This window comes from Anaerostipes hadrus ATCC 29173 = JCM 17467 (genome assembly GCF_030296915.1).
Lineage (GTDB): Bacteria > Bacillota > Clostridia > Lachnospirales > Lachnospiraceae > Anaerostipes > Anaerostipes hadrus.
Genome location: NZ_AP028031.1, coordinates 1,475,580 through 1,501,672, shown reverse-complemented (window position 1 = coordinate 1,501,672; position 26,093 = coordinate 1,475,580). Strand labels below are relative to the sequence as shown.

Annotated in this window: 22 protein-coding genes, 1 pseudogene and 1 riboswitch; of the genes and pseudogenes, 22 read left to right on the top strand and 1 reads right to left on the bottom strand. The window is 38.2% G+C overall.

The window, feature by feature from the left end; genetic code table 11:
- Positions 1-3: 3 nt before the first annotated feature.
- From QUE18_RS07365 to QUE18_RS07335, 7 genes are all read left to right on the top strand, one after another.
- Positions 4-2,133 carry a CD3337/EF1877 family mobilome membrane protein gene (locus QUE18_RS07365; RefSeq protein WP_040344134.1) on the top strand — a complete coding sequence of 710 codons (2,130 nt, stop codon included), beginning with the start codon at positions 4-6 and terminating at the stop codon, positions 2,131-2,133.
- Positions 2,130-3,134, top strand: a complete 1,005-nt coding sequence (locus QUE18_RS07360) for a bifunctional lytic transglycosylase/C40 family peptidase (protein WP_009203310.1) — start codon at positions 2,130-2,132, stop codon at positions 3,132-3,134. Before QUE18_RS07365 ends, QUE18_RS07360 begins: the two co-directional genes overlap by 4 nt.
- Before the next feature lie 14 nt (positions 3,135-3,148).
- Complete coding sequence (locus QUE18_RS07355; RefSeq protein WP_005335602.1) at positions 3,149-4,054, top strand: conjugal transfer protein; 906 nt, start codon at positions 3,149-3,151, stop codon at positions 4,052-4,054.
- Between the two features lie 125 nt (positions 4,055-4,179).
- Positions 4,180-5,127 (top strand): helix-turn-helix domain-containing protein, encoded by a 948-nt coding sequence (locus tag QUE18_RS07350; RefSeq protein WP_008788620.1) that lies wholly within the window; start codon positions 4,180-4,182, stop codon positions 5,125-5,127.
- Positions 5,128-5,259: 132 nt separating this feature from the next.
- The gene (locus QUE18_RS07345; RefSeq protein ID WP_005335600.1) at positions 5,260-7,074 is read left to right on the top strand and encodes an ABC transporter ATP-binding protein; all 1,815 of its coding nucleotides are present in this window, start codon (positions 5,260-5,262) and stop codon (positions 7,072-7,074) included.
- A gap of 5 nt (positions 7,075-7,079) precedes the next feature.
- Positions 7,080-8,813 carry an ABC transporter ATP-binding protein gene (locus QUE18_RS07340; RefSeq protein WP_009203311.1) on the top strand — a complete coding sequence of 578 codons (1,734 nt, stop codon included), beginning with the start codon at positions 7,080-7,082 and terminating at the stop codon, positions 8,811-8,813.
- Between the two features lie 38 nt (positions 8,814-8,851).
- A complete protein-coding gene (locus QUE18_RS07335; RefSeq protein ID WP_005335597.1) occupies positions 8,852-9,235 on the top strand; it encodes a metal-dependent transcriptional regulator in 384 nt (127 codons plus the stop codon).
- On the opposite strand, the gene QUE18_RS07330 is transcribed toward QUE18_RS07335, so the two are convergent.
- Positions 9,232-9,588 carry a helix-turn-helix domain-containing protein gene (locus QUE18_RS07330; protein WP_005335595.1) on the bottom strand — a complete coding sequence of 119 codons (357 nt, stop codon included), beginning with the start codon at positions 9,586-9,588 and terminating at the stop codon, positions 9,232-9,234. The two genes, QUE18_RS07335 and QUE18_RS07330, sit on opposite strands and share 4 nt — an antisense overlap.
- Positions 9,589-10,169: 581 nt before the next feature.
- Here QUE18_RS07330 and QUE18_RS07325 point away from each other — a divergent pair.
- The 15 genes and pseudogenes from QUE18_RS07325 (at position 10,170) to QUE18_RS07255 (ending at position 26,084) form a co-directional block, all read left to right on the top strand.
- Positions 10,170-10,586: a sigma-70 family RNA polymerase sigma factor gene (locus QUE18_RS07325; protein ID WP_005335591.1), complete on the top strand. Its 417-nt coding sequence runs from the start codon at positions 10,170-10,172 to the stop codon at positions 10,584-10,586.
- A 2-nt stretch (positions 10,587-10,588) separates the two neighbouring features.
- Entirely contained in the window at positions 10,589-10,825 is a 237-nt protein-coding gene (locus tag QUE18_RS07320; protein ID WP_005335589.1) for a helix-turn-helix domain-containing protein, read from the top strand.
- Between the two features lie 495 nt (positions 10,826-11,320).
- Positions 11,321-12,172: a metallophosphoesterase family protein gene (locus QUE18_RS07315; protein WP_009203312.1), complete on the top strand. Its 852-nt coding sequence runs from the start codon at positions 11,321-11,323 to the stop codon at positions 12,170-12,172.
- Between the two features lie 297 nt (positions 12,173-12,469).
- The gene (locus QUE18_RS07310; protein WP_009203313.1) at positions 12,470-14,083 is read left to right on the top strand and encodes a recombinase family protein; all 1,614 of its coding nucleotides are present in this window, start codon (positions 12,470-12,472) and stop codon (positions 14,081-14,083) included.
- 22 nt (positions 14,084-14,105) lie between these two features.
- A complete protein-coding gene (locus QUE18_RS07305; protein ID WP_040344139.1) occupies positions 14,106-14,306 on the top strand; it encodes a hypothetical protein in 201 nt (66 codons plus the stop codon).
- A 49-nt stretch (positions 14,307-14,355) separates the two neighbouring features.
- Positions 14,356-15,162 (top strand): annotated as a pseudogene (locus QUE18_RS13830) (AAA-like domain-containing protein); the annotation flags it as partial.
- A gap of 459 nt (positions 15,163-15,621) precedes the next feature.
- Positions 15,622-16,446: an AIM24 family protein gene (locus QUE18_RS13825; RefSeq protein WP_242852708.1), complete on the top strand. Its 825-nt coding sequence runs from the start codon at positions 15,622-15,624 to the stop codon at positions 16,444-16,446.
- 170 nt (positions 16,447-16,616) lie between these two features.
- Positions 16,617-17,405 (top strand): electron transfer flavoprotein subunit beta/FixA family protein, encoded by a 789-nt coding sequence (locus tag QUE18_RS07290; RefSeq protein ID WP_008391176.1) that lies wholly within the window; start codon positions 16,617-16,619, stop codon positions 17,403-17,405.
- Positions 17,406-17,415: 10 nt separating this feature from the next.
- Positions 17,416-18,609, top strand: coding sequence for an electron transfer flavoprotein subunit alpha (locus QUE18_RS07285; protein WP_009203316.1), 1,194 nt, complete (start codon positions 17,416-17,418; stop codon positions 18,607-18,609).
- Position 18,610: 1 nt separating this feature from the next.
- Positions 18,611-20,032 (top strand): FAD-binding oxidoreductase, encoded by a 1,422-nt coding sequence (locus QUE18_RS07280; protein WP_009203317.1) that lies wholly within the window; start codon positions 18,611-18,613, stop codon positions 20,030-20,032.
- A gap of 39 nt (positions 20,033-20,071) precedes the next feature.
- Positions 20,072-21,250 carry a YkvI family membrane protein gene (locus QUE18_RS07275; RefSeq protein WP_009203318.1) on the top strand — a complete coding sequence of 393 codons (1,179 nt, stop codon included), beginning with the start codon at positions 20,072-20,074 and terminating at the stop codon, positions 21,248-21,250.
- Positions 21,251-21,384: 134 nt separating this feature from the next.
- A riboswitch (TPP riboswitch) is annotated at positions 21,385-21,490 on the top strand.
- Between the two features lie 168 nt (positions 21,491-21,658).
- Positions 21,659-22,462, top strand: coding sequence for a bifunctional hydroxymethylpyrimidine kinase/phosphomethylpyrimidine kinase (gene thiD / locus QUE18_RS07270; RefSeq protein WP_009203319.1), 804 nt, complete (start codon positions 21,659-21,661; stop codon positions 22,460-22,462).
- Between the two features lie 3 nt (positions 22,463-22,465).
- The gene (gene cytX, locus QUE18_RS07265) at positions 22,466-23,638 is read left to right on the top strand and encodes a putative hydroxymethylpyrimidine transporter CytX (protein ID WP_009203320.1); all 1,173 of its coding nucleotides are present in this window, start codon (positions 22,466-22,468) and stop codon (positions 23,636-23,638) included.
- Positions 23,639-23,810: 172 nt separating this feature from the next.
- Positions 23,811-24,467, top strand: coding sequence for an SGNH/GDSL hydrolase family protein (locus QUE18_RS07260; protein WP_009203321.1), 657 nt, complete (start codon positions 23,811-23,813; stop codon positions 24,465-24,467).
- Positions 24,468-24,539: 72 nt separating this feature from the next.
- Positions 24,540-26,084: a nitrite/sulfite reductase gene (locus tag QUE18_RS07255; RefSeq protein WP_009203322.1), complete on the top strand. Its 1,545-nt coding sequence runs from the start codon at positions 24,540-24,542 to the stop codon at positions 26,082-26,084.
- Positions 26,085-26,093: the final 9 nt, after the last annotated feature.

Below are 26,093 nucleotides of genomic sequence, written 5' to 3'. Positions count from 1 at the left end.
CCTATGGACAAGAGAAAAATAGTCCGTTATCTGCTTATCACGCTTTCGGTGATTCTCGGTGTGCTGGTATTTTTATCTATCACGGGTACGGTAGCTCATGCGGCTGGTCTGGTAGACAATACGGTGAGTGACGCTAACACCTATTCCAAATATCCGCTGGAAAACTACCAGCTTGATTTCTATGTGGATTCAAGTTGGGATTGGCTGCCGTGGAACTGGCTTGACGGTATCGGCAAAAGTATTCAGTACGGACTATATGCCATCACAAACTTTGTCTGGACGGTGAGCTTATACATTTCCAATGCGACAGGTTATGTGGTACAGGAAGCCTACAAGCTGGACTTTATCTCTGATACTGCAAGTTCTATCGGAAAGAACATTCAGACATTAGCTGGTGTGACTTCCAATGGCTTTTCCAGTGAGGGATTTTATGTAGGATTCCTGCTTATCCTCATTCTGGTAATGGGAATCTATGTGGCATACACAGGACTGTTAAAAAGAGAAACCACAAAAGCCATTCATGCGGTTATCAACTTTCTTGTGGTATTTATCCTGTCAGCGTCCTTTATTGCCTATGCCCCAAACTATATCAGCAAAATCAATGACTTTTCCGCAGATATAAGCAGCTCGGCATTATCGCTCGGTACAAAAATCGTGCTGCCCGATTCCAACAGCAAAGGAAAAGACAGCGTAGATTTAATAAGAGACAGCCTGTTTTCCATACAGGTGAAACAACCGTGGCTGCTTTTACAGTACGGGGAATCGGATATAGAAACGCTCGGCTCTGACCGTGTGGAAAGCCTGTTATCGGCAAACCCAGACACAGACGACAGAGAGGATGTTGTGATTGAAGAAATCGAAGATAAGGACAACGCTTATTTGAGCGTCACAAAGACCATGACCCGTTTAGGTATGGTGGTGTTCCTGTTTATCTTCAATATCGGAATCTCGGCGTTTGTTTTTCTGCTTACGGGCATGATGATTTTCTCGCAGGTGTTATTTATCATCTACGCCATGTTTCTGCCGATTAGTTTTGTTTTGTCCATGATACCGACCTATGAAGGCATGGCAAAAAAGGCTCTTACGAAGCTGTTCAATACCGTTATGATGAGAGCTGGAATCACACTGATTATTACCACAGCGTTTAGTATCTCGACTATGTTTTACTCCATTTCCTCCGGCTATCCGTTTTTCATGGTGGCATTTCTACAGATAGTCACCTTTGCCGGAATCTATTTTAAATTAGGTGACTTGATGACAATGTTCAGCCTGCAATCCTCCGATACACAGCAAGTCAGCAGACGAATCATGCGACACCCGTATATGTTCCTCAACCGCAGGGCAAGACGCTTGGAGCGTAAAATCGGTAGGACAATGGCGGCTGGTGCTGCTGGTGGTGTAGCTGGTGCTGCGGCGGCTTCTGCTTCTACAAAAAAGGCAGACAATACCAAACAGACAGGTAATACGCATACCAGAGCAAATCACAATACTTCTGCTTCTTCCAGTGGAGGTAACAGCAAGCCGCCAGCTCTGCCGGATTCCAAATCACAGAAGCCGTTTGCATTGCCGGATAAGAAAAGTCAGACGGATTCCTCACAGACCGTACATAGTTCACAAAGCAATACACAGGAATCACAGTCTACCTCAAAGCGTGGAATTGTGGATAAAAAATCGGTATCGAAACAGCCGCAGTCAGACAAAAAGAATCCGCAGCGTCCGATTGTGGATAAGGAGCGACAAAGCAACGGATCAGCGACAAAGAGAGCTGCCCCGGTGCATGAGCGACCAGCCACAACGCCTGTTCCTGTAAAATCGGATTCACAGGCGGCAGCTTTAAAGCCGGAGCAGAATGTCAAAGAGCGTCCTGTCACAGTGACAAAGGAGCAGCCGCAATCAAGCAAGAGTAAAGAGCCTGTGACAAAATCACAGGAGAATGTAAGAACACAGGTTGTCAGAGAATCCCGTCCGGCAGATAAACAGGCTTCATCAGCAGTAAATAAACATTCACAAGCTACCACAGATATTTCAAGGCAAACGGTACAACGTCAGAAGCAGACAAAGACGGTTCAGAAAAAGACCACAAATCAATCAACAATGAAGAAATCTACAAGTAAGAAAGGCGGCAAGAAATGAAGTTAAGGCATTTTGCTGTGTTCGGTGGGATTTTCACAGTGATTATCTGTCTGCTTCTGTTTCTGTTTATCGTGACCTCAGATGATGAAGAAAGTGGTTCTTCCAGTCTTGATTTTTCTGGACTGAACCTATCAGCGGAAGTATTGAAACATCAGTCTACGGTAGAAAAGTATGCAAAGGAATACAGAATCTCTGACTATGTGAACTATCTGCTTGCGATTATGCAGGTGGAATCCGGCGGCACTGGCACGACAGACGTTATGCAAGCCAGTGAATCTTTAGGATTACCGCTTAACTCCCTATCCGTGGAGGATTCCATCAAACAGGGGTGTAAATACTTCTCGGAGCTTTTGAAATCCGCAGAAGCAAAAGACTGTGACATCAACACAGTGGTACAGTCCTATAACTATGGTGGCGGCTTCATTGATTATGTATCAAAACACGGAAAGAAGTACACCTTTGAGCTGGCGGTCAGCTTCGCAAAAGGTAAATCCGGCGGTGTCAAAGTCACCTATAAGAATGACATTTCCATAAAAGAAAATGGCGGCTGGCGTTACAAGTACGGGAATATGTTCTATGTGAAATTAGTCAGTCAGTATTTGGCTGTGCCTAGTCTCAGTGACGCTACCGCACAGGCAATCTTCAATGAAGCGTTGAAGTATCAAGGCTGGAAATATGTGTATGGCGGCAGCAATCCCAACACTAGCTTTGACTGTTCTGGTCTTACGTCTTGGTGCTATGGAAAAGCTGGTATCAGCTTACCTCGTACCGCACAGGCACAGTATGACGCTGCACAGCACATACCGCTGTCACAGGCAAAGGCTGGTGACTTGGTGTTCTTCCATTCAACCTATAACGCTGGAACATACGTCACTCATGTAGGAATCTATGCTGGAAACAACAGAATGTATCATGCTGGCGACCCTATCGGATATGCAGATTTAACAAGCTCGTACTGGCAGCAACACTTGATTGGTGCCGGACGGGTGAAAACCAATTAGAAAGGAATGGTGCTATGCTATTTAAGAAAAAGGATAAGGAATCAAAACCAAAAAAGGAAAAGAAAGTGCCTGTGATGAAAGTTGGCACGCATAAAAAAACCGTGATTGCCTTATGGCTGGTGTTGATTGCCAGTATCAGCTTTGGGGTGTATAAGAATTTCACCGCCATTGATATGCACACGGTACATGAGAAAGAAGTCATTGAGCAGCGTATTGTTGATACCAACAAGATAGAGAATTTCGTCAAGGCATTTGCGAAGTCCTACTATTCTTGGAGCAACACGCAGGAATCCATTGAGAAAAGAACCACAGCCATTAACCAGTACCTTACAAAGAGCTTGCAGGATTTGAATGTTGATACTGTCTGTATGGACATACCTACAAGCTCTACGGTAACGGACGTTAAGATTTGGGAGGTTGAAGCGACTGGAACGGACGACTTTACCGTTGTCTACTCGGTAGATCAAACGGTAACAGAGGGAGAGACTTCTATCGGTTACACTTCCGCTTACATGGTGGTAGTTCATGTAGATGGTGACGGAAATCTGGTTATTACACAGAATCCGACCATCAGCAGCATACCAACAAAATCCGGCTATGAACCAAAAGTCAAGGAATCGGACGGAACGGTGGACGCTGCCACTACAGAGGAAGTGACAGAGTTTTTGGAAACATTCTTTAAGCTGTACCCTACCGCAACGGAAAAAGAGCTTGCCTACTATGTATCGGGGAATGTGCTTGAACCTGTCAACTGTGACTATATGTTCTCGGAGCTGGTAAATCCTATCTTTATACAAGATGGAGAACAAGTGAAAGTATCGGTATCGGTAAAGTATCTCGACCAGAGGACAAAAGCAACGCAAATTTCACAGTTTGACTTAACGCTGGAAAAAGATAGTAACTGGAAGATTGTAAAATAACATGAAGAAAAGCGTGCATTTTCACATAAATCGGATTTGCACGCTTATGTTTTTATTGTTTTGGGATAAAAAATACAGTATGATAATAGTTAGATGTTGCTAATCGACATATGGAGGTACATAATGTGAGTTCTACATTTAATAAAGACTGGTACAGTGATAAGGCAAAAATTATCAAGCAAGATGAAAATTTTATGATTATAGATTATGGGTGTCAAGGGAAAGGAATTGTTACAAGTTACACGCTTTTTGATGGTATTCAACTCTCTTTTTTGGACTTTGATACAGACATAAGTATGCCTTCTCAAAAATTCAATCCTAATATTATTTCAATTACACATTGTCGCTCTGGACGCTATGAATGTGAGTATGCCAATCATACAGTTTCGTATTTACCAGAGGGATATTTTAGTGTGACTGGAACACAACATTTACCAGTTTCTTTCTCGTTTCCATTAAAAAAATATTATGGACTTAGCCTTGTGATTGATAAACAATCCTTATCAGAAGAAATCAAAAAAATGATGGAAACTATTCCGCTTAACCTTGATAAAATTGGTTCAACATTAGGGATTGAGAATAATGGATATTTAAGTTCCACTCCACCTAAATTACATCATTTATTTTCTGAATTATATGAAGCACTTAACATAGAACAATTAGGATATTTCAAAATTAAAGCAATTGAATTACTTTACCATATAGACCAGCTAACTAAAAATCATGGCTGTGATTTCAAATATTATGATAAACGTCAGATTCAAGCTACTAAAGAAATTCAAACATATATGATAACTCATTTAGATGAACGAGTATCGTTAGAACAACTCGCCTTTCGGAATCAAATTAACTTATCACTGTTTCATAAAATTTTTTTACAGATATATGGTGACACACCATATTCATATTTAAAGAAATATAAGATGAATATTGCAGCACATTGGCTTTTAAATGAAAATATGAAAATTGGAGATATAGCGGTAAGTCTTGGATATAATAATGCTAGTAAATTTGCAATAGCATTTCAATCTGTTTATGGTATTTTACCGAAAGATTACAGAAAACAAAAATAACACTTTTGGGCTATTTTTACCCAAATATACTAGAGATGGAGTAGAAGAAAAATAGTATTTCCTTTAGAATACGTGGTGTGGTTAGATTAAGCTAACCCACCACGTATTTTATATTTAAGGAGGATTCGTACTATGGCAAACAAAAAGCCAAAACAAAACAAACCCAAAACGGGTTTAGCACGATGTTTAGAATTAGCTTCCAATAAGAAAGGATTAGTATTTTTATCGGCTATACTTTCCTCGTTAGCGGCTATAGCGTCGTTTGTTCCGTATATTGCGGTATATTTTATTATTAGTTCCATTTTAAAAGTCTATCCTAATTTAGAATTGCTGGATATGAGCAAGGTTATGAATTATGGCTGGATAGCTTTAGCTGGTATTATTGCTAATATACTATTATATTTTTTAGCAATTTTCAGTTCTCATATGGCAGCATTTGGAACACTTTATGAATTAAAACTTCACTTCGCAGAACATATTACCAAAATTCCTTTAGGTTATCACTTAACCATAGGTAGTGGTCGTTTAAGAAAAATAATGGATGAAAACATTGAGAGCATTGAGGGTTTCATTGCACATCAATTTCCAGATTTTGTTGCTTCTGTAACTGCGCCTATTGTTATGGTTATTATTCTACTGGCTATTGATTGGCGATTTGGTATTGCTTCATTAGTTGGAATTGTGCTTGCTTTTGTCGTACAATTCAGTGGATTTGGTAGCGGAGCAATGAAAGAAAACATGGGAAAATATCAGATCGCATTGGAAGATATGAACAATGCTTCTGTAGAATATGTTCGTGGTATGCCTGTTGTGAAAGCATTTAATCAAACAGCTTCTTCATTTGCTCGTTTAGAACATGCTATTAAAGAATACACAGAATGGGTTCTAAAGTTCTCTCTAGGTTGGCAAAATTATATGCCAGCGTTTACTACCATCATTAACAATATATATTTGGTTATCGTTCCTGTAGGTATTTTGTTAGGAGCTAATGCACAAGATTATAAGAGCTTTACTATGACATTTATATTTTACTTGCTTTTTGTTCCGGCAATCGCTGGTATTTTAAACAAAATAATGTATATCTCTGAATCATTTATGCAAATTGACGGAAATGTAGCAAGAATGGACGAAATTTTCAATATACCTGTTCTACCACAAACTACCAGTCCTAAAAAAACTCAAAAAGATGATGTTGTGTTTGATAATGTTAGCTTTACATATACAGGAAAAAAAGAAGAAATGGCTATTGAAAATGTATCTTTTAAAGCCAATCAAGGACAAATAACAGCTATTGTTGGCTTATCTGGTGGTGGAAAAAGTACAATTGCAAATTTAATTTCACGCTTTTGGGACGTTACAGAGGGAAGTGTAAAAATCGGCGGTGTTGATATAAGAGATATTTCAGAAAAAGACTTAATGAATCATGTTAGCTTTGTATTTCAAGATATTTTCTTATTCAAGCAGAGTATTTTAGATAATATTCGCATGGGAAATCCAAACGCTACAGAAGAACAAGTCATTGAAGCCGCGAAAGCTGCACAATGCCATGAATTTATTTCAAAACTTCCTAATGGCTACAAAACTGTATTTGGAACAAAAGGTATTCATCTTTCTGGCGGTGAGCGTCAACGTATCGCTATTGCTAGAGCTATTATCAAAGATTCCCCTATTATTGTTCTTGATGAAGCAACTGCATTTAGCGACCCAGAAAATGAGTATTTAATTCAAAAAGCATTCGAGAAACTTATGCAGAATAAAACAGTTATTATTATTGCTCACCGTTTATCTACGATTCGTAATGCTGACAAAATTATTGTTATGGAAAAAGGTCATCTAGTTGAAGAAGGTAAACATAATGAATTAGTTGCTGCTGGTGGACGTTATTCGCAAATGTGGAACCATTACACAGAAGCGGTTGATTGGAAAATCAGCGGAAAGGCGGTGTAATAAAGATGAAAAAACTAAAAGAGTTTCTTTTTCTATCAGATAAAGGTTATAAAGATTTAAAAAAAGCTATTGTTGCTTGTACGATAACAAATCTAGCCTTAATGCTACCGTTTTGTGTTACAGTAATGTTATTTAATGAATTACTGAACCCGTATGTAGGAAAGCAAATTGCATGGAATCATATATGGTTGCTTTGGGGAATTGGAGTTGTTTCTGCTGTTTTGGTGTTTTTAGCAGCAAGAAATGATTATAGAAAGACATACATTGCGTCTTATCAAGAATCAAATAAAACAAGACTTAATATTGCAGAGCATTTAAGAAAATTACCAATGAGTTTCTTCAATACAAAGGATTTGTCAGAATTGACAACTAACATGATGTCTGATTGTAGCAGCATGGAATCAATGTTAAGTAGTACAATTCCACCTCTCATTGCAAATGGTATTACTGTTACTCTTACTTGTATTTTACTTGCTTTCTTTGATTGGCGTTTAGCGTTATGTATGTATATTACGCTGCCAGTTGCATTTTTGATAATTTGGTTAAGTAAGAACTATCAGAAAAAATTATTTGAACGACAAGTACAAGCAAAGCTAGACGCTTCTAGTCAAGTACAAGAATACCTTGAGGGAATGAAAATTATTAAATCATGTAATTTAAGTGGTTCTCACTTTTCTGCTCTTAACAAAGCATTATTATCTATGAAAAAGATTGCTGTGAAAGTAGAAATGATTTGTGGCGTATTTATGTCGAGTGCAAGCATGATTTTGCAAGCCGGAATTGGTATTGTCATTTTTGTTGGAACAATGTTGTTAGTTAAAGGTGAAATAGAACTGCTCCCATTACTAATGTTCTTTTTGATGGTTACTCGTATATATGGACCAATTCTTGCGATTCTTTCACAATTAACTACATTACTAAATCTTAATGTTGTTACAGAAAGAATGCGTACTCTTTTAAGTACATCTGTAATGCAAGGAAATGATAAAGAAATTGAAAATTGTGATATAGAGTTGGAACATGTTACATTCAGATATAATACAAAAGATGTCATTAAAGATGTGACTTGTAAAATTCCACAAGGAAGTATCACCGCATTGGTAGGTTCATCTGGAAGCGGGAAAAGTACAATTTCAAAATTGATTGCAAGATTTTGGGATATACAGAAAGGTACAATTCGTGTTGGTGGTAAAGATATACGAACAATGGAGCCAGAAAGTCTTATGCGAAAAATGGCTTTTGTATTTCAAGACGTAACATTATTTAATGATACTGTTTTTAACAATATCAGTATTGGAAACCCTAACGCCACAGAGGAAGAAGTTATGGCGGCTGCTAAAGCTGCATACTGTGATGAATTTGTGCGTAATATGCCATACGGTTATCAAACTGTTTTAGGTGAAAATGGTAGTACATTATCTGGTGGTGAAAGACAAAGAATATCTATTGCACGTGCTTTATTAAAAAATGCTTCAATTATTTTTTTAGATGAAGCAACTGCTTCTCTTGACCCGGAGAACGAAGTTTTAGTGCAAAAGGCTATAGCTCAATTGGTTGAAAACAAAACAGTAATTATGATTGCTCACCGTTTAAGAACAGTTGTAGACGCAGACCAAATATTAGTATTAGATGATGGCAAATTAGTTGAATATGGCACACATAATGAATTGATGAAGAAAAAAGGTGTATATCAAAAATTGTATCATATTCAGCAAGAAAGTCTTGGGTGGACAATTTAAAAACTGATTGAATCAAATATTTAAGAGGTGATAATAATGTGACATTGGGAAAGTCATTAGAAGATTATTTAGAAACAATACTTATACTTAAAATCAAAAAAGGCATGGTTCGCTCTATTGATGTGGCTGATTATATGGGATTTTCAAAGCCTCGTGTAAGTCATGCAGTAAAGCAACTTAAAACACAAGGATTCCTACTAATGGATAATAATGGTCAATTGCTTTTAACAGACAGTAGGCAGGCTATGGCTGAGAAAATTTATGAGCGACATTGCTTTTTTACAAAATATCTTACAGAAATGGGTGTAGACCCAAAACTAGCAGAATCAGACGCTTGCAAACTGGAACACGTAATCAGTGACGAGTGTTTTCAAAAATTAAAAGAATCAACTCGTATAGGGAGTGAAAAAGAGGAAGTTTAATCTTCCTCCACTTCCCTAGATTTAATAATTCCGTCAGCGACACTTTCCATGATAACTAAATCTTTATCAGACAGGTTATCAAGCTGCTTTTCTAACTGTATTCTTCTGGTGCTTTTCGCCAGATCAGAAGCAGGAAGAAAAAAAGCGTCTACTGATACATTCAATAAATGAACAATGTCATAAAGCACTTGTAAACTTGGGTGATGCCCCTTATTTTCAATATTTGTCAGATAACGTGGGTCAATCTCAATCATTGCTCCCACTTGTTCACGGGTTAGACCCTGTTTCATACGAGCTTCTTTGATGGCAAGACCAAAAGCTCTGAAATCGTACTTATCTTCTTTTTTACGCATATGTAATCACCTCAATACATTTTACTGTTCCTGTTGATTTTCTAACAGGTATAGAAAAACGTGTTATATGGTTTGTCAGTTCCTAGTGTGTTAAAAGAACAAAATTACTGTTATACGGTAAATAAAAAAAACCGTTATCGGCAGTAACCTTTTTGCTTATCCAAAAATATTTCTGATTTGATGGCGGTCAAGATAAAGCCGCCGTTTTTCTTTTTCCTCAATTCGGTGGATAAATCATATAAGGTTTTTTTGTTTTGCGGCTCTAGGAGGTAGCCGCATTGAAAGAATCTCATAATCGACATTTTATGACATACCCTTTATTGTCAAAAAAACTGAAATTACCATAGCAGGACAATACACCCTTGAATGTGGTTTTTTACATCATATAACAGGTACAAATGATAAAGCACAAGAACGCTATACAGCCTTTTCTCTTGTGCTTTTTTCGTGCGTAAAAATATTTTTCAAGTTCATTTCTGAAAACGCAACAAATAGCTGCTGCGTGGGTAGCTACTGTGCGGAAAGGGGGATAGAGGGAAAACACCCTCATCTACTCTCACGCAGAAAGGAGGTGAATCAGCATGAAGTCATCTTCTTTCCAACAGGCTATTCAAGCACAGTTTGATTGCCTTACAAAGAAAGTCATTAAAAGAGCAGCAATGAAGTATAACCGTGATATTTCAAGACGCTTGAAACATGAAGTTCCGTTTTCTGAAATTTCAGATTTGGAATTGAACAAAGCAGGCGTTTATGACAAGTATTCCAGCGATTATACAGCGTTCAATGTTCTTGGCATGGAAGTACAAGTATCTGACGACCAGTTAAGCAAAGCACTCAAATGTTTGCCAGAGAGAAAACGCAATATCATTTTGTTGTCATACTTTATGGATATGTCTGACGCAGAAATCGGAGAGCTTATGAACGTGGTACGCACTACTGTTTACCGTCACAGGACAAGCACTCTGGAAGAATTACGAAAAATGATGGAGGAGGAATAAGCATGGACAAAGACCAAAAACATATACCGTTTGCTGTGATTGTGGCGGCTACGAATGGTGATGAAACTGCAATACAGGAAATCTTGGATTTCTATGACGGGTACATATCAAAGTTGAGCTTACGCAAATTGTATGACGAATACGGTAACGTCTACATGGTAGTGGATTCTGAATTAAAAGGCAGAATACAGGCAGCAGTCATGGATATGATTGCAAACTTTGAGATAGTCGTAATCTAATCATTCAGACGGGCGGAGCATTTTCCCCTTTCCTCTGCTCCGCTTGTCAATCTATGAAAGTCCATTATCTAGGTAGTGGATTTTCATAGACTGGCAAATACAGTCGGTAGTTCTTTGACAACTGAATAAAGCAGTCAGATACGTTTGATATGCAGCGAGCCAGCGGAAATTGTACGCCATGACCTAAAAAAGCGAGCGATTCATGCAATGATCCGAGAGCGACTTGTGGAATGGTCGTTCTGCCATGACCTGTATATCTGAATAATGATACACTCGCATGGTGCGGTTCTGCTCATAGGAATGAGAATGGTGAAAGTCCAGTGGAGCTTCCAAAGCCATCTGACTGCTTCGGAAACACACAGTAAAGGAGGTGCATAAGGCAAAAATTTTGCAGTCTGTATGTCAGATATAAGCTGCTGATAATCTATCTCTGATATGGTATACTTTTAACTATGATTAGGAAGAAATGCTGTATTAAAAGGGGTAGAAAGTGATATGAAGATATTGTATGTTACAGATTTACACGGAGATAAAAAGAAGTACAGAAAGATTCTGGACGTAGCCATTGAAAAGGAAATCAAAGTCATTGTAAATGGCGGGGATATGTTACCAAAACAATGTGACCGCCACAGTGAGCAATCGTTTTTTATCAATGGATTCCTTGATGAATATTTTGAGGAACTGAAAAAGCAGGACATCACATACCTTGCCATGCTTGGAAATGATGATTTACTGGCAGCAGATGAAATGTTTGACAATCTTTGCGACAGATTTGAAAATGTCTGCAATATAGCTGGTAGGAAATTTTCTGTCAATGGATATGAATTTATCGGCATGAACTATATTTTAGACCATCCGTTCGGTTGTAAAGACAGGGTTGTTACAGAAACACATTATATTCCGCAGCGTCAGTTAAGTCCTGTAGCCGGAATCTCTAATGCTGTTGATTATGACAGGATTTACAACTGGCTGGAATATTCCAGAACAGAATTACCGCATATGTGTGATGTGCTGAAGAAACTTCCATTGCCGGACGATAGACAAAAAGCGGTTTACGTTATGCACATGCCGCCTGCGGGATTGAGATTAGGACAGTTGCGCTATCAAGATTTGGATATATGCTCTGTTGATATTTACGAATTTCTGAAAGAAAAACAGCCACTTCTTTCTCTGCACGGACATATACATGAAAGTCCTGACACAGAGAAAGGAAAGTGGATAAACCAGATTCATCAGACAACCTGTATTCAGACTGGACAGACGGAACTTAATGACAAATACATGGTTTATGCGGAGATTGATTTGCAGGAAAAGAAGTATGAACGCAAAGTAATCAGTGTAGATTAGCAGAAAGACACCAGAAATGGTGTTTTTTTGTTGGAAGAAATGAGGTGGGATTATAGGAAAAACAGTACAGTCCAATACAATAAAAATAGGAAATACGACCTTTTATGTAACGTCAGTGTTCTCCGGTACAGTGGATTTGCAGCATTTGATTAAAAGGCTGATTCAAAAGGAAATCGAGCAGGAAAACAATGGATATTAAATTGAGAACAGTGTAATAAGCGGCTGAAAATAATTAAGTAGCGTGGTATAATATTAACAGGATATAAGTTGTTTGTTTGCTGTTGGAAAGGAGTAAAAATGACGAAACAGCAAGCAAGATTAAGAGTTAGATTATATGCACGTTTATCCAAAGATGATGGTGACGCTGATAAAGAAAGCAACAGTATCACAAACCAGTTGCAAATGCTCCGATATTATTCAAAGGAAAAAGGATTTGAAATCATTGACGAGTATGTAGATGATGGCTATTCCGGCACAACATTCAACAGACCGGATTTAAACCGCATGATTGAGGACGCTATGGAAGATACACAGCCTAGTGGAATCATGGTAAAGGATATGTCAAGGTTCGGTCGCAACAATGCCATGTTCATGTATTACGTGGAAGAAATCTTCCCGAACAATGACATTCTCTTTATCGCACTGAATGATGATGTTGACACAAGATATGAGGATAACGAGATGATGCCATTCAAATCTATTATGAATGAGTATTATGCACGTGATACCTCAAAGAAAATCCGAAGCGTCAAGAAAACAACTGCTTTAAGTGGCGGGTTCTGCGGTTCATTCGCTCCGTATGGTTATAGGGTTGACCCGAACAATAAGCGTAAACTACTGATAGACCCGGAAACAGCGCCTATCGTCAAGCGTATTTTTGAAATGTCGAAACAGGGAAACAGTGTTCATCAGATAGCAAGAACATTGTGTGAAGAAAAGATTTTGATTCCGAGAGCCTACAGAGCAATGAAGAATGGCACGCTGGAAACAAGCACAGGGTTCCGATTCCCTACCGACTGGGTTGGAAAAAATGTTAAGATGATTTTGGAAAATCAAGTGTATCTCGGTCATATGGTATCGCACAAGACACAGACAAAATCATTCAAGAACAGAAAACTGGTAGCGGTTCCTAAGGAAGATTGGATTGTTGTAAAAAACACCCATGAAGCTATCATTGATGAAGAAACCTTTGAACTGGTACAGAAATTCATCAGTGTAAAGAAAAGACCAAATAAGACTGGACGACCAAATATGTTTGTGGGGCTTGTAAAATGCCCGGACTGTGGACGCAATATGGCGTTCTCCAATCCAAACGGGAGAGAGCCGAGATTTCGTTGCAGGACATATGCCAGAAACAGCAACCTCTGCACAACTCATGCAATTTCCTATGACGCATTAGTGAAGATTGTCATGGACGACATTCAAAAGCATATCAAGAATATGGAAACATTAGGCGACCAGTTCATTGAAGAAATGAGGGTGTTGAGTGAATCCGGCGGCGGTAAGAAAATCAAGCAGTTTAAACAGGAATTGGAACTGGCAGAAAAGCGTATTGCTGAAATTGACAGTATCATAATGAAGCTGTTTGAGCAGAATGTAGCAGGAAAGATTTCTGATGGACGTTTTGAGAAAATGTCTGTAACTTATGAAAATGAGCAGAGAGAACTTGAAGAAAGGCGTAAGGCATTAAAAGAGAAAATCGAAGCCGAGGACTACAAGACGAAAAATACAAACAAATTTTTAGAAACCATACGCAAGTATGAAAATGTAACAGAGTTAAACCGTTCTATGCTGGTTGAACTGATTGACAGTATATATGTGTATCAAGCAGAGGGAACCGGCAAAGAACGTACTCAAAAAGTGGAAATCAATTATAGATTTCTTTGTGAGTCCCAATGTGGTATTGCATGATGGAAATGGGAGAGTCGGGCGTATGATCATTCTAAAACAATGTCTGGATCATAATATTGTTCCAGTGATCATCCGTGATATTCATAAAGCAGAATATAATCGATATCTTAATAAAGCACAGCACGAACAAGACTATAAAGGATTAGAAGCTTATTTTGAAAAAGAACAGAAATATTATCAGGAAAGCACAATCCCAATGATATTTGATTTTGATGAATTGTAGAATAAGGGTGTAATTAATAGAGAGTGGACAAGAAAGGAGGTTGGGGTTTATGGCTAAGAAGTTTTGTACAACAGGAACATGTATCCCGGAGAAAAATTATATGGTTGATCTTAGCAACAGGATTCAGCAGATTATCAATCAATATATCGAATCAGGACAATACTTTACGATCAATCGAGCCAGACAATATGGTAAGACAACCTTGCTTTATCTTCTGGAAAAAGAATTGCGAAAACAAGATTATCTGGTTTTGAGTTTAAGTTTTGAAGCTGCCGATGAATATTTTGAATCTCTGGGAAGTCTTGCCGAAGGACTTTCACTTGATATTGAAGAGTGTTTGCGAGAGCAGAATGTAGATGAAAAAGTTTTAGAGGAATGGAATCATTCAATCTCTGAGAGATTTCCTATGAGATCATTAGGAACAAAAATCAGCAACCTATGCAGAAAATGCGGTAAAAAGGTAGTTCTAATGATCGATGAAGTAGACAAAAGTTCAGACAATCAGATTTTCTTATCTTTCCTTGGACTTCTAAGAGAGAAATATTTAAAATGTCAGCAAGAAAAAGATGTAACATTTCATTCTGTAATTCTTGCAGGTGTTTACGATATTAAAACATTAAAGTTAAAACTACATCCACAAGAAGAATCGAAATATAACAGTCCATGGAATATCGCAGTTGATTTTAATATTGAGATGAGCTTTTCTGTAAGTGATATTCAGACAATGATACAAGAATACGAGCAGGAACATCGTACAGGTATGGATGTAAAAGAAATCAGTCGGATTTTATATGATTATACGTCAGGATATCCATATTTGGTTTCAAAGATATGTCAGTTATTAGATGAAAGAGTATCCGATGTTCAAGTGTGGACAAGAGAAGGAATTTTAAGTGCAGTCAAGGTTTTGTTAAAAGAACCAAACACATTGTTTGATGATATGACCAAAAAGTTGTTAGATCATCCACAGTTAAAAGAAATGCTTCAAAACATTTTATTTGCAGGAGTTGACTTCCCATTTAAACGAGAAACACCGATTATAGATTTGGGAGTTACGTTTGGCTTCTTAAAGGATAAAAATGGAATTGTAGCAGTATCGAATCGGATTTTTGAAACACAGTTATATGATATGTTTTTATCAGAAACAGCAGTTAATAATCAAATGTATATGAAGGTATCATCTGATCGAAATCAATTTATTGTATCTGGAATGTTGCAAATGCCATTGGTAATGCAAAAGTTTTATGAATATTATGAAGAAATTTATTCAGAAAAAGATCAAAAGTTTATAGAAGAAACAGGAAGGGGAAAGATTATGTATAAAATCAGCAATTTCAGTGACAACGACGATGTAAAGATCATCGACAAATCAGGACCGTTTGAAGTCATCGAATACCAGAGAGACTTAAGTGTTATGCCAGAAGATGCTCAGTTAGCATTTTTTTGCAGCCAGATGAATGTAAGAAAACGACAGTTGAAATGTGAATTATCCAAAGGAAATGTAACGATTCAGTCAGGTGCCATGCAGTGGATGGCAGGAGATGTCTCTGTGACAACAGGAATTAAAGGAGCAGGAGATTTTTTATCCAAGACGATCCGAGGAAAAGTAACTGGAGAATCTGTGATCAAGCCAGAATATACTGGAGATGGAACTCTTGTTTTAGAACCTACATATAAACATATCATTTTATTAAATCTTGACGAATGGGGAAATTCGATCGTATTAGATGACGGATTGTTTTTAGCATGTGAATCTACGTTAAAACAAAAAGCAGTCAGAAGAAAGACATTTTCTTCTGCATTTGCAGGAGGGGAAGGATTCTTTAATCTTGGATTAAAAGGAAGTGGAGTTGTGTGCATAGAATCTGATTGTCCAAGAGAAGAATTAGTCGAGATCACATTAGAAGATGATGTTGTAAAGATTGACGGAAACTTGGCAATCGCATGGAGCGGAAGTCTTGATTTTACGGTAGAACGAGCAGGAAAATCTTTGCTTGGTTCTGCGGCCAGTGGAGAAGGATTGGTTAATGTATACCGTGGAACAGGAAAAGTATTATTAGCACCAGTTGGGAATCAGGCGATGAAACCTCAACAAGTGATAGAAAAAGAGCCAGTGATCGTCGGTGACGATGACGAATAGAAGAAAAAATAGATAAGGAAATAGCATTTGTTACGAAAAAATAAACAACAGATGCTATTTTTTTGTATGATTAACTCGACAATAAAAAAATGGTGTCGTATAATGAGTAGTGTTACGTTAATCAGTTAAAGTGAAAGAGTGACAAATAATACGAAAGAAGCAGCAGAACAATGAAAATTCTAGTATGTATGAAACAGGTACCGGCAGGTACTAAAGTTGACATTGACCCAGAAACAGGGGCAATGAAGCGTTTATCCGGGGAGACAAGAACGAATCCTTATGATTTATTTGCCTTGGAAGCAGCATTACAATTAAGAGAGAAAGTAGGAGGAAGTGTTACAGTTCTCACCATGGGACCTCCACAGGCTGAGGAGATGATGAGAGATGCGTATACGATGGGAGCAGATGATGCAGTCATTTTATCTGACCGCAAGTTTGCAGGAGCAGACGTGCTTGCAACATCTTATGCACTATCTCAGGGAATCACTGCGATCGGAGATATAGATCTTATTATTTGTGGAAAGCAGACAACCGATGGAGATACCGCTCAGGTTGGGCCAGCGATCGCAGAGCATTTAGGAATCCCACATGCAGCATGGGTGTCTGAGATCGTAGATGCAGACAGCGAGTCTATTCAGGTAAAACAGGATTTAGTCAGTGTATCACAGACTTCAAAGATTCCATATCCATGTCTGATCACAGTTGACAAAGACATGTGTGTACCAAGATTACCATCTTATTTACTGCAGAAACAGTCCAAAGACCGCCCAGTGAAGATTATGACATTTGAAGATATGGCAGATCAGAACTTAAGCAAATATGGACTTGTCGGATCACCAACCGCAGTAGAGAAAATGTTTGCACCGCCAGAAGTAGAAAAGCAGGTTTATTTTGACGGAGATGCAAAAGAAAAGACAAAACAATTATTTGACGTATTAGTGAATAAGAAAGTGATTTAGGTGAGATGACATGGAACTAATAAAATTTGATGCAAAACGCTGCAGTCTATGTGGTAAATGCGTGGAAAAATGTCCGTTTGGGGCATTAAGTTTTGAAGATAATGGGATTGTTGTCGGGGACACTTGCCGAATGTGTGGAATGTGTGTCAGACAATGTCCAGAAAAAGCAATCAGTTTTGAGCAGAAAGCAGGATCATTTGATAAAGACAAATGGAAAGATTTTTTGATCTTTGTAGAACAGGAACGTGGAGACATTCATCCGGTTGCATTTGAATTGATCGGTGAAGCAAGAAAGATGGCTTCGAAAGTAAATTTTAAAGTCAAATGCGTGATCGCAGGTGGAGCAGGAACCATTGAGAATGCACATAAACTTCTAGACTATGGAGTTGATCAGGTCTTTGCATATGAGGATGAATCATTAGAAGGATTCAGAGCAGACTGTTATACAGATGTTGTTGCAGAATGTATCGCAGCACAGAAACCAAGTTCTGTCTTGATCGGAGCAACAGCACTTGGAAGATCATTAGCCCCAAGACTGGCAACAAGATTCCATACAGGATTAACAGCTGATTGTACAACCCTTGATATTAAGTCAAACACAGACATGGTACAGATTCGTCCAGCATTTGGTGGAAATATCATGGCTCAGATTTCTATCACAAAATCAAGACCACAGTTTGCAACTGTAAGATACAGAGTTATGGATTCGGCACAGAAGGTTGAGAGCACAAAAGGAGAGGTTATTGTCTGTTCAGTGAAGGAAGAGATGAAACAATCCCCGATCGAGATCTTAAAATCCGAAGTGATCGAGAAGACAAAGAACATTGAAGATGAAGATGTCTTAGTTGTAGCAGGACGAGGGGTCCGCAATGAAAAAGATGTGGAAATGTGTGAAGAATTAGCCAAAGCTTTAGGTGGACAGTTAGCATTTACAAGACCGATGATCGAGAATGGTTTTGGGGATGTTGCACATCAGGTTGGATTATCTGGAAGAACTGTTCGTCCAAAACTGATCATTACTTGTGGAGTTTCTGGTGCGATTCAGTTTACATCTTGTATGACAGGATCTGAATGCATCGTAGCGATCAACAATGATCCAGAAGCTCAGATTTTCAATGTGGCACACTATTGTATCGTAGATGACCTGTACAAAGTCGTTCCATATCTGACAGAATTAGTAAAACAACAGAAAGGGGACGAATAAGATGCCATATCCATATAAGAAGATGACCCAGGAAGATTTTGATAAGATCATTGAGATCACAGACAACGAACGTGTATGGGTCGGCGATGAGATCGCAAAAGAATATTACAAAGACGAGATGCCGGAATATGGAGTATTTCCACCGGAATTATACGTGGAAGTATTGAATAAAGAAGAAGTTTCAGAAATCATGAGATATGCTTACGAGCAGAATATTCCAGTTGTCTGCCGTGGGGCTGGAACAGGACTTGCAGGTGGAGCAACTTGTAAATACGGTGGAATCATGTTATCTGTGATGCGTATGAATAAGATTTTTCCAGTGGATCACAAGAACCAGACGATCACGGCACAGCCAGGAGCATTGTTAATTGATATTCAGGCGGCAGCTAAAGAAGAAGGATTATTCTACCCACCAGATCCAGGAGAAAAAACAGCTTCTATCGGTGGAAATGTCATTACCAACGCAGGTGGAATGAAAGCGGTAAGATATGGTCTTACAAGAGACTTTGTCCGTTGTATTGAAGCAGTTATGCCAGATGGTTCTATTATGAATTTCTCATCCAATGTCGTAAAGAATACAACAGGATTTGATGTGAAAGATTTAGTGATTGGTTCTGAGGGAATCTTATGTATTTTGACAGAAGTTACGTTAAAGTTATTGCCTGCACCAACATGTTCAAGTACATTGGTTATGCCATTTAGAAGCTTGGAAGAATGCGCTGATATGGTGCCAAAAGTATTAGATCTGCCATTTGTTCCAACAGCGATTGAATTTTTGGAAAGAGAATTGATCGATATTGTAGAAAGAAGTCTACATAAACTGTTTCCAGTGAAACACGGAGAAGCGGTATTGATCGTTATGTATGATGCATCAAGCAAAGAAGAACTTGATCGTGCAGTAGAAGCAGCTGCAGAAGCGGCATTAGAAAATGGAGCTTTAGATTGTAATATCGCAGGAACGCCAGAACGTGCGGCATCTGTGTGGGAAGTACGAGGAGCAATTCTTGAAGGAATGAAGGCAGATTCCGTTGCACAGGAAGAATGTGATGTTGTTGTTCCAAGATCAGAGATTGCAGAATATGTAAAACAGGCAAAGAAGATTGCATCTGCACATGGAATCCGCGTAGAGCCATGTGGTCATTGCGGAGATGGAAATATTCATACCGAAATGCTTCGTGGACCAGAGATGAGCGATGAGGATTGGAAGAAGGCAACCCATGAATCATTAACAGAATTATATGCATTATCAAAAAAACTTGGTGGACAGTTATCCGGAGAACATGGAATAGGAAACGGACGTCTTGATTTCTTAGAGGAATTTGCGGGACCAAGAATGATCGAACTATACAAGTCTATTAAACGTGCATTTGATGACAAGCTGATCTTGAATCCAGGAAAAATGATCAAGATCGATGAAAACTAGAATATCAGACTACATTAAGAGAAAAGAGAGGACGACAAAATGAGCGGCAAAAAAAGTTTACTAGTTGACAAGAGTAAGATGCCTCTTGCCATGGGAATCGCATTCGTGGCATTTACGACACAGTTTGGAGGTGGATTTGCTTCCGGAGCACAGATTTATCAGTATTTTATCAACTACGGAATCTGGTGTCTGTTAATGCCACTGATCACACAAGGATTATATGCATTATTTTTCTGGTATGGAATGCGTTATGCATACAAACATAAAACATATGATTACAGAAGTTTTTCTGACAGTTTATATGGAAAGACAAGACCGATCATGTCAAATCTATATGAAATCTGTTATCTGATCATGATCGGAACGGCATCCGCTGCAGCATTTGCAACTGGTGGATCAACACTTCAAATGCTATTTGGAATCCCATACTGGGTATGTACATTGATCATAGCGGCATTTATTTTCGTGATCGCACTTTTTGGAACAAGTGTCGTAAGAAAATGTGCATCTACTTTAAGTGTACTGATCTTGATCGGATTAGTTCTTGTATTAGTACCAAACATCATCGTACAGTGGGATGCGATCACAGCAGCAATCTCTAACTTAGTATCAGGAAAGATGCCTGTGATCTCTGGAGAAAGCGGAGCTTTTGGAGCAGCCTTATATTCTGCAGTTTTATATTTCTTCTTCCAGTTAGCATCTGTATCTGTTATGTACCAGCATATGGAACCTGTGACAGATAAGAAGCAGATCAACAAAGCAGCCATTGAGATTTTTGTATTTAATTTCTTTGCAATGGAATTATCCATCATCGGATTATTAGCCGTTGCATACGCAGCAGACCTTGTAACAGCAACAGTTCCTATGTTAGTTTTAGTACAAAATGGAGTATCTTCAGGATTATTAACACCGATCATCTCTGTTTTGATCATCCTTGGATCTATTTCAACGGCGGTAAACATGATCTCTGGAATCGTAACAAGATGTGTCAATGCAGTAGAGCGTCGTATGAGATCTGAGCAGGAAAGACAGAATGGACATTTAGTAAGAAATGCCATTGCAACACTGATCTTTACATTTTTAGCATTTGCGATCGCACAGTTTGGATTGTTGGCTGTTGTAAAACAGGGATATGCGTACCTTGGATATGCAGCATTTATCACATTGTTTATTCCATTTATTATTCATGTGATCGTGACAAAAGGAAAAGAGATTTAAAATTTATTATGAAAAAGTTAGGGTTAACGATATTTCCAAGAAAGGCAAGAAAAATAAGTTGAAAATTAAAAAAAGCAATAAAGTACGAAAATAGGAACTTGCTTTTTAGAGAAACTTGCTATATACTTATTAAGTTATAAAAACAGGGAGCTTGTTAAACAGGCTGAGAGGAAAGTAAAACTTTCGACCTTTGAACCTGATTTGGGTAATGCCAACGTAGGAAACGAAGATGATAAGTCGCGAACATACGGAAAGTTACAAAATCAGTAGCTTTCCGTTTTTTTCGTATGATAAAGGATTCCTATTATGGAAGAATTTACAATGATACGAAACAATGCGGTCAACTGGGAGCACCACTTTTGATCGCAATAGAAAAATAATGCATAAGAGAGAAAAGGAGAGATACTTATGAGAACAGCATTATCAATCGCTGGAAGTGATTCCAGTGGAGGCGCTGGAGTTCAGGCTGACTTAAAGACCATGACAATGAATGGTGTATTTGCAATGAGTGCGATCACAGCACTGACAGCCCAGAATACAACCGGCGTAACAGGAATATTAGAAGCAGATCCAGAATTCTTAAAGAAACAGATCGACGCAGTTTTTGAAGACATCAGACCCGATGCAGTCAAGATCGGGATGGTTTCCTCAAGCGGACTGATTAAAACGATCGCAGAAAGATTACAGCATTATAAAGCGGAAAATATCGTTGTTGATCCAGTGATGGTAGCAACAAGCGGATCACGATTATTAGAAGAAGATGCCGTAGATACATTAAAGAAAGAATTATTACCGATCGCTACGGTAATTACACCGAATATTCCAGAAGCTGAGATTCTGTGTGGAATGGAGATCCACACAGAAGAAGACATGGTAGCGGCTGCAAAAGCGATCTATGAAGATCTTGGATGCGCAGTGTTATTAAAAGGTGGTCATAATATTAACGATGCAAATGACCTTTTATATACAAAAGAAGAAGTTTCCTGGTTTAAAGGAAAAAGAATCAATAACCCAAATACACATGGAACAGGATGCACTCTTTCAAGTGCTATCGCAGCAAATCTTGCCAAAGGTTTTGACCTTAAGATTTCTGTACAGCGTGCAAAAGACTATATTTCAAGAGCATTGGCAGATATGTTGGATCTTGGAGCTGGAAGCGGACCAATGAATCATGCATTTGATTTAAAAGATGAATGGAAAGAGGAGGCATAGACAATGGGTAGCAGAAGAACATCAATTTTTGAAAACGGACTGATCTGGTTTGGAGCCGGAGTGTCCTTGGCAGAAATTTTAACAGGTACATATTTCGCATCTTTAGGATTTTCTACAGGATTATTAGCAATCATCATTGGACATATCATTGGATGTGGTATGATGTTTTTTGCCGGATTTATCGGTGGAAAGACAAGAAAAAGTGCAATGGAAACGGTAAAAATGAGTTTTGGATCAACGGGAGCTTTGTTATTTGCAGTGTTAAATATCCTGCAGTTAGTTGGATGGACAGCGATCATGATCTATGACGGATCATTAGCAGCAGCAGGAATCTTCAATATTGCGAACTGGGTATGGCCAGTCATTATCGGAGGATTGATCATTATCTGGATTCTGGTAGGAATTGAAAATTTAGGAAAGATTAATACGGTTGCAATGGCAGCATTATTTATTTTGACATTAGTTTTAAGCTTTATTATTTTCGGACATGGTTCATTAAAGCCGGTTGCAAATGATGGATTAACTTTCGGAGCAGCTGTAGAACTTGCAGTTGCCATGCCATTATCATGGCTGCCACTGATCAGTGACTACACAAGAGAAGCTAAAGAACCAACGAAAGCAACATGGGCAAGTGTGATCGTTTATGGATTGGTCAGCTGCTGGATGTATGTGATCGGTATGGGAATCTCTATCTTTACAGGAGAATCCGATATCGCACAGATCATGGTAAAAGCAGGACTTGGAATTGCAGGATTATTAATTATCGTATTCTCAACTGTAACAACAACATTCTTAGATGCTTGGTCTGCCGGAATTTCCAGTGAATCCCTATCTAAGAATATCAATGGAAAATGGATCGCAGTCGCGGCAACAGTGATCGGAATGATTGGGGCAATTGTTTATCCGATGGACGATATCACAGATTTCTTATATCTGATCGGATCAGTCTTTGCACCAATGATCGCTGTACAGATCGCAGATTTCTTTATCCTTCATCAGGATTTTTCAAGAAAATCTGTATGCATTCAGAACATGCTTGTATGGGTTGTTGGCTTTATTGCATACCGCTGGCTGATGGGTGTCGATACGATCCTTGGAAACACACTTCCTGATATGGTGATCACGATTGTTTTAAGTGTGATCGTAAGTTTATTGTTTGGGAAGAAGAATGATTAAGACCTTTATAAATTAATCTCATATAATAATAACGTATAATACCTTATAGGAAAAATCTATATCCTATAGGGTATTTTTCTATTTAAAACCTATTGACAATCAAACTCACATTTCTTATAATCATATTATTCCTATTAGAATTATATGAAATGCAACGAAGAAGGTGACAGACATGAAAGAGATATTATGCTTTGGAGATTCCAATACATATGGATTGATCCCAGGTACAACAAGAAGATATGACAGAGAAACAAGATGGACAGGAATTTTAGCAGAGAAACTTTACGATAAAGGATATCGAATTATAGAAGAAGGATTATGTGGAAGAACCAGTGTATTTGACGATGCAACAAGAGATGGAAGAAATGGAGCGAAAGTACTTCCAATGCTCTTAGAGACACACGCACCACTTGACCAGGTTGTTTTAATGCTTGGAACCAATGACTGCAAAACATATAACCATGCAAGTGCAGATCGCATCGGAAAAGGAATCGAAAAACTGATCCAGCAGATCAGAAAAGCTGATCCAGCGATCGATATTTTATTAGTATCTCCGATCGAATTAGGAGAAGATGTATGGAAACCAGGATTTGATCTTGAATTTAATCAGCATTCTGTGAAAGTATCCAAGCAATTAAAACAGACTTATTTAAAGATTGCATGGAAGTACGGATGTGATTTCCTTGCAGCAAGTGATGTAGCCAAGCCAAGTAAGGCAGATATGGAACATATGAATGAAGAAGGACATAAAAACCTTGCAAAAGCAATCGAATCATTTCTTGTAGAAAAGGAAAGAAATCATTCAAACAATTATGTAAATGTGGTATGATAAGACAAATGTGGTATTTTATAAGGATTCACATAATAAAAGAAACAAAATGTTCAGAAAGGAATTTTACATATGGAAACGATCAATCCACAGGAATGGAAACAAGACCTGCCAGCATTTAAAGAAAAGACAGACCAGTTTTATGCAGGAGAACTAAGTAAAGCAGATTACAAAGGATTTTCCGGTGGTTACGGAAGTTATGCACAGAAAGATGGAAAAGCAAGTATGATCCGTCTTCGTATGTCAGGTGGCCATTTAACAAAAGATAAATTGAAATTTATCGCAGACAGTATTAAAACATATAATGTAGATAAAGTTCACCTGACGACATGTCAGACGATTCAGTTACATAACTTACAGCCAGAAGCAATTTATGGAATCATGGAAGGTGGATTAGATCATGGCATTGTCACAATGGGTGGAGGTGGAGATTTTCCACGTAATGTAACCGTATCTCCATTGTCAGGTGTTGAAAAAGGAGAATATTTTAACGTTCTTCCATATGCCGAAGCAGCTGGAGAATATTTGATGACATTTATCAAAAAAGAAGTTATGCCAAGAAAATTAAAAGTTGGATTTTCAAACGGGCCAGCTAATGAGACACATGCAACATTCCGTGATCTTGGATTTGTGGCAAGGGAAGATGGAAACTTTGATGTTTACAGTGCTGGAGGACTTGGTAACAATGCGAGATTTGGACTGAAAGTTGCTGAGAATGTACAACCAGAGAAGATTCTTTATTATATTTGTGCAATGAGAGAAACATTCATCGCACATGGAAATTATAAACAACGTGGAAGAGCAAGAACGCGTTATATGCAGGAGACTTTAGGTGAAGAAGGATATATCAAAGCTTTCCATGAGAAATTAGATGAAGTTTTCGCATCCGGACAGGATCTTGATCTTCATGTAGAAATTTCTGAAGTGAAGAAACAGGGAGATGGAAGTAAAGTATCTGGTAAACGAGTGATCGATCAGAAACAGGAAGGATTATATGCAGTTTCTTATCACCCATTCGGTGGCTGTCCAAAACCTGAGAAATTAAGAGAAATCTATGATGTGATCAAAGATATGGATGAAGTGGAAGCAAGAATTTCACCAGATGAGACAATGTACATCATCAATCTGACAGGAGATGAAGCAAAGAAAGTTTTAGATGCGACAGATGATGGTGCAGAAACGTTGTTTGAGACATCTGTATCTTGTATCGGAGCAACGATCTGTCAGGTTGGATTAAGAGATTCTCAAGGATTATTACACAAAGTGATCGAAGCAGAAAGAGAAGCTGGATTAAAGGATGGTTCACTGCCTAAGATTCATATTTCTGGATGTATGTCTTCTTGCGGAACACATCAGATCGGAGAGATCGGATTCCACGGAAGTATGAAAGTAATTGATAAAGTTGCTCATTCTGCATTTGTACTTCATATCAATGGATCTGATCTTCAGGGAAAAGAGAAGATGGGAGAAGAAGTTGGGATCATTTTAGAAGAAGATATTCCACAGTTCTTGGTAAAATTAGGACAGGCAGTTGAGAGTGAAGAACTTGACTTTTCACAGTGGAATTTAAAACATCCAGAAGGAATCAAGGAAATCGCAAAAGAATATATAAAATAGGACACAGAG

Bases quoted from the DNA above. Each gene is read 5' to 3' on its own strand.
- QUE18_RS07365 (WP_040344134.1), top strand. From the start codon at position 4: ATGGACAAGAGAAAAATAGTCCGTTATCTGCTTATCACGCTTTCGGTG.
- QUE18_RS07360 (WP_009203310.1), top strand. From the start codon at position 2,130: ATGAAGTTAAGGCATTTTGCTGTGTTCGGTGGGATTTTCACAGTGATT.
- QUE18_RS07355 (WP_005335602.1), top strand. From the start codon at position 3,149: ATGCTATTTAAGAAAAAGGATAAGGAATCAAAACCAAAAAAGGAAAAG.
- QUE18_RS07345 (WP_005335600.1), top strand. From the start codon at position 5,260: ATGGCAAACAAAAAGCCAAAACAAAACAAACCCAAAACGGGTTTAGCA.
- QUE18_RS07340 (WP_009203311.1), top strand. From the start codon at position 7,080: ATGAAAAAACTAAAAGAGTTTCTTTTTCTATCAGATAAAGGTTATAAA.
- QUE18_RS07330 (WP_005335595.1), bottom strand. From the start codon at position 9,588: ATGCGTAAAAAAGAAGATAAGTACGATTTCAGAGCTTTTGGTCTTGCC.
- QUE18_RS07325 (WP_005335591.1), top strand. From the start codon at position 10,170: ATGAAGTCATCTTCTTTCCAACAGGCTATTCAAGCACAGTTTGATTGC.
- QUE18_RS07320 (WP_005335589.1), top strand. From the start codon at position 10,589: ATGGACAAAGACCAAAAACATATACCGTTTGCTGTGATTGTGGCGGCT.
- QUE18_RS07315 (WP_009203312.1), top strand. From the start codon at position 11,321: ATGAAGATATTGTATGTTACAGATTTACACGGAGATAAAAAGAAGTAC.
- QUE18_RS07310 (WP_009203313.1), top strand. From the start codon at position 12,470: ATGACGAAACAGCAAGCAAGATTAAGAGTTAGATTATATGCACGTTTA.
- QUE18_RS07305 (WP_040344139.1), top strand. From the start codon at position 14,106: ATGATCATTCTAAAACAATGTCTGGATCATAATATTGTTCCAGTGATC.
- QUE18_RS13825 (WP_242852708.1), top strand. From the start codon at position 15,622: ATGTATAAAATCAGCAATTTCAGTGACAACGACGATGTAAAGATCATC.
- QUE18_RS07290 (WP_008391176.1), top strand. From the start codon at position 16,617: ATGAAAATTCTAGTATGTATGAAACAGGTACCGGCAGGTACTAAAGTT.
- QUE18_RS07285 (WP_009203316.1), top strand. From the start codon at position 17,416: ATGGAACTAATAAAATTTGATGCAAAACGCTGCAGTCTATGTGGTAAA.
- QUE18_RS07280 (WP_009203317.1), top strand. From the start codon at position 18,611: ATGCCATATCCATATAAGAAGATGACCCAGGAAGATTTTGATAAGATC.
- QUE18_RS07275 (WP_009203318.1), top strand. From the start codon at position 20,072: ATGAGCGGCAAAAAAAGTTTACTAGTTGACAAGAGTAAGATGCCTCTT.
- thiD (WP_009203319.1), top strand. From the start codon at position 21,659: ATGAGAACAGCATTATCAATCGCTGGAAGTGATTCCAGTGGAGGCGCT.
- cytX (WP_009203320.1), top strand. From the start codon at position 22,466: ATGGGTAGCAGAAGAACATCAATTTTTGAAAACGGACTGATCTGGTTT.
- QUE18_RS07260 (WP_009203321.1), top strand. From the start codon at position 23,811: ATGAAAGAGATATTATGCTTTGGAGATTCCAATACATATGGATTGATC.
- QUE18_RS07255 (WP_009203322.1), top strand. From the start codon at position 24,540: ATGGAAACGATCAATCCACAGGAATGGAAACAAGACCTGCCAGCATTT.